Origin of the sequence: Bradyrhizobium sp. (assembly GCF_035570375.1) — a bacterium.
Classification (GTDB): domain Bacteria; phylum Pseudomonadota; class Alphaproteobacteria; order Rhizobiales; family Xanthobacteraceae; genus Bradyrhizobium.
In genome coordinates this window covers 1-4,178 of record NZ_DATMLW010000119.1, presented here as the reverse complement: position 1 = coordinate 4,178, position 4,178 = coordinate 1, and the positions used below count along the sequence as shown (strand labels likewise).

Here is a 4,178-nt window from a genome sequence, read left to right as displayed (position 1 = left end):
GCTACCGTTTGGATTAGCGTTAGCTGCACGTCGCCTGTGCCTGGTGGGAGATCGATCAGTAGATAGTCTAGTTCGCCCCAGATTACGCTGCGCAGGAATTGCGTGATGATGCTATGGAGCATGGGGCCGCGCCAGATCATGGGCTTGTCGCCGGGATTCAGCAGGCCCATCGAGATCATTTTTATGCCTTGGACTTCAACAGGGTAGATGCGCTTTTCGGCGGTGGCTCTGGGCTCTTCCAGCGTGCCCAGCATTATGGGAACGTTGGGGCCGTAGACGTCGGCGTCGAGCAGGCCTACTTTGTGGCCTAGTTTGGAGAGGGCTAGGGCTAGGTTTACCGCTACCGTGGTTTTGCCTACGCCGCCTTTGCCGCTGGCGACAGCTACTAGGTTTTTTACGCCGGGGATTGGATAGCGTTCCGGCATTGGTTGGGGGGCTGGTCCTGGCGGCATTTTTGACCTTTCGATAGTTTGACGGACTTTAGTGGATCGAATTTTCTACAGCGTTTGTTTTCCGCCTGTGCGTTGTCTAAACCCCGCCCTCTCAGAGAGGGCGGCTACAGGTTGACTCATGAATTGATGCCGTGGCATTTTTTGTATTTTTTGCCGGAGCCGCAGGGGCAGGGGTCGTTGCGGCCTACTTTGGCGGCGGCGCGGACTGGCTTTGGTGGTTCGGCCTGGGCCGCGCCGGTTTGATACTGCAAATCCTTTTGCTGGCGCTGCTGTTTGCGTTCGAGCTGGCGCGCTACGTCGGGCAGGCGCTGCGGTGGAGGCTCCGATGCGCGAGCGGCGGCGCTGGCTACAGCTGCTTGCGCGCCACCGGTACGCTGTGGCAGCGCTTGCGTGCTTGGCGCGGGCGGAAGCGGAGGCTCGGGGCGCGGCTGAACCGCTTGGCCGGGCTGCTCGCCTTGCTGAATCTGGATGTGGTAGAGGTAGCGGATGGTTTCGTTGTCGATGCGCGCCATCATGTCTTCGAAGAGGACGAAGGCTTCCTTCTTGAACTCGACAATCGGATCTTTCTGGGCGTAGCCACGGAGGCCGATGCCTTCTTTCAGGTGGTCGAGGGAGAGGAGATGGTCTTTCCATTGCGAATCGACTACGTCGAGGATGATGCGACGCTCGAGCCAGCGCATCAGGTCAGCGCCGAATTGCTTTTCTTTTTCTTCGTAGCGCTTGACGACAGCTTCGGCCGTGGCGTCGGCCAGTTGATCGTGGGTTAGCGCGGTTGGATCGGCGTCTGCGGCTTTTGCGTCTACGCCGAATTGCGCGTTTACTTCCGCTAGAAATTGCGTGGTGTTCCACTGGTCGGGATGCTGCTCGCGGGGGCAGTACGTGTTCACGAGCTCGCGGGCTACATCTTCGGCGATGCCCAGAACGTAGTCGCGCTGGTCCTTGCCTTCGAGCGCGGAACGACGGATGGCGTAAATCGTCTCGCGCTGCTTGTTCATCACGTCGTCGTATTCGAGAAGGTGTTTGCGAGCGTCGAAGTTTTGCGCTTCGACGGATTTTTGCGCGTTTTCGATGCGACGGGAGATCAGGCCGGACTCGATGGGGACGCCCTCGGTCATGCCCAGGCGGAACATCAGGGCTTTTACGCGTTCTCCGCCGAAGATGCGCATGAGGTCGTCTTCTAGCGAAAGGAAAAAGCGCGAGGAGCCGGGGTCGCCCTGGCGGCCGGCGCGGCCACGAAGCTGGTTGTCGATGCGGCGGGCTTCGTGGCGCTCGGTGCCGAGAATGTGGAGTCCGCCTAACGCGACCACTTCGTCGTGCTCGGCTTTGCACTGCTGCGCGAAGTCCTCGTAGACCGGCTTCCACTGGTTGGCGGGGACTTGGAAGATTTTTCCTTCGTGCTGAAACAGAACCATTGGCGCGGCGATCGGCTGCGCAACCTCCCCGGTGGCGTTGACGCTCGCACTCTCGGCGGGGATAACCGCCGGCGCGGATGCGTAGGGCATGGCTATTTTGTTCTTCAGGAAATGATCACGGGTCATCTGCTCGGGGTTGCCGCCGAGCAGGATGTCGGTGCCACGCCCGGCCATGTTCGTGGCGACGGTTACGGCGCCTTTGCGTCCGGCTTGCGCGACCACGCGCGATTCGCGCTCGTGCTGTTTGGCATTCAGGACCTGGTGCGGGATGCCTGACTGTTTCAGGATGTCGGCGATGGCTTCGGATTTTTCGATCGAGATGGTGCCTACGAGAACCGGCTGGCCGCGCTCGTGGAAATGGCGGATGCCGTTGGCGTAGGAATCGTCTTCCTGCATGATGCCGTTGACGACCGCGTGGAATTTCTCTTTTTCGGTGCGATAGACCACGTCGGGATATTCCTTGCGGATCAGTTCGCGGTTGGTCGGAATCACGACGACATCGAGATTGTAGATCTTGGCGAACTCGGCGGCTTCGGTTTCCGCGGTGCCAGTCATGCCCGAGAGCTTCTTGTACATGCGGAAATAGTTCTGGAAGGTGATCGTAGCGAGGGTCTGGTTCTCGCGCTCGATCTTGACGTTTTCTTTGGCTTCGACGGCCTGGTGCAAGCCATCGGACCAGCGGCGGCCGGGCATCTGGCGGCCAGTGAACTCGTCGACGATGATGACTTCGCCGTCTTTCACGACGTAGTCGACGTCGCGCTTGTAGAGCGCGTGTGCGCGCAAGGCCTGGTATACGTGGTGAATCACTTCCATGTGCGCGGGGTCGTACAAGTTGCCAAGGCTAAGCAGGCGTTCGCACTTGCTGACGCCATCTTCGGTGAGCGTCGCCTGGCGATGTTTTTCGTCGAGTGTGTAGTCGATGTCCTGGATCAGCTTGGGGATGATCTTGTCGATCTTGTAGTACTTGTCGGTCGATTCTTCCGCAGGACCCGAAATGATCAGCGGGGTGCGCGCTTCGTCGATGAGGATGGAGTCGACTTCATCGACGATCGCGAAGTGATGGCCGCGCTGAACGCAGTTCGCGAGGTCGTACTTCATGTTGTCGCGGAGATAGTCGAAGCCGAACTCGTTGTTGGTGCCGTAGGTGATGTCTGCGCCGTAGGCGGCGCGGCGCTGTTCGTCGTCGAGATCGTGCACGATTACGCCAACGGAGAGACCGAGTCCACGATAGAGGGCACTCATCCATTCGGCGTCGCGGCGGGCCAGGTAATCATTCACGGTGATGATATGAACGCCACGTCCGGCAAGGGCGTTCAGGGCCGCGGGCAGGGTGGCGACGAGCGTTTTGCCTTCGCCGGTTTTCATTTCAGCGATTTTGCCGTCGTGCAGGACCATGCCGCCGATCAGTTGCACATCGAAATGGCGCATGTTCAGGAAGCGGCGGCCGGCTTCGCGGGCCAGCGCGAACGCTGAGACCAGCACGGGCTCGAACGCCTTCTGCATCAGGTCGCGGAAGGTCGGTTCGCTAGGATCGGCCTCCTTGAGCGGCTCCTGAACTTGCTCTTTCAGGGCGAGAAAACGCAACTTGAGATCTTCGTCGCTGAGCGTCTTGATTTCGGTCTCGAGCGCGTTGATGGCCGCAACCAGCGGCTGCAATTTTTTGACGTCGCGCTCATGCTTGGTGCCGATAAATCGCGCGATGACGCCGTCTACGAGCTTCGCTGCATCCATGAATAGTTTCGCCGTTTCCTGACGGTATTCGACCGCGCCGGAGCCCTACGGCCCGGCATTAGAAGATCCCCGCAACACTTTATTCTATCTGTTTCGATGCGCCGACGCCAAAAATGTGGCGGGAAGGCGCGGATGCCGGTCTAAAGACCGGCCACTACATCGGCACGCGGCCGCTATCTGCTTGGTCGGGTCACGGAAATTTCTAGCGCGAGCGGGTTACGACTGGCACCGGCGTGTCGGACGGCACTAGCGTATCCTCCTTAGCCACTGAGGAGCTGGGCGATGCCAAGCTGTCGGCGAGGAGGCGTCGCAGGCGGCTGCGTTCGTCGAGGTTCATGTCCACGATTTCGAAGGCCATGTCCTGGGCGCGATAGTCGCGCATCAATGCGGTGGCCTGCAGGTTGCGCATGCCGATCTGAAATTTGAGTTGTACTGGCGTTCCGGGGGCCAGGTGGCGGCTAATGGTGGCGACACCGCCCGTAAGGCTGGCGGTCTTGATCTGCAAGCTGCAGGCCTCTTTCAGGTTGGTGCTGACCGCCGTAACCGGCTTATTCAGTCGCACGCGCTTGTGGCGCCGCTGGCG

Annotated in this window: 3 protein-coding genes; all 3 read right to left on the bottom strand. The window is 60.0% G+C overall.

Translation table 11 applies throughout. From position 1 onward, the window contains the following. Positions 1-425, bottom strand: a 425-nt coding sequence (locus tag VNX23_RS12300; protein ID WP_325630361.1) for a P-loop NTPase, incomplete at its 3' end; no start/stop codon positions are given. Positions 426-568: 143 nt separating this feature from the next. Next, positions 569-3,595, bottom strand: coding sequence for a preprotein translocase subunit SecA (gene secA / locus VNX23_RS12295; protein ID WP_325630360.1), 3,027 nt, complete (start codon positions 3,593-3,595; stop codon positions 569-571). Positions 3,596-3,797: 202 nt separating this feature from the next. Then, positions 3,798-4,178 (bottom strand): PilZ domain-containing protein (locus VNX23_RS12290; RefSeq protein ID WP_325630358.1); only part of this gene is annotated, 381 nt, incomplete at its 5' end.

Bases quoted from the DNA above. Each gene is read 5' to 3' on its own strand.
- secA (WP_325630360.1), bottom strand. From the start codon at position 3,595: ATGGATGCAGCGAAGCTCGTAGACGGCGTCATCGCGCGATTTATCGGC.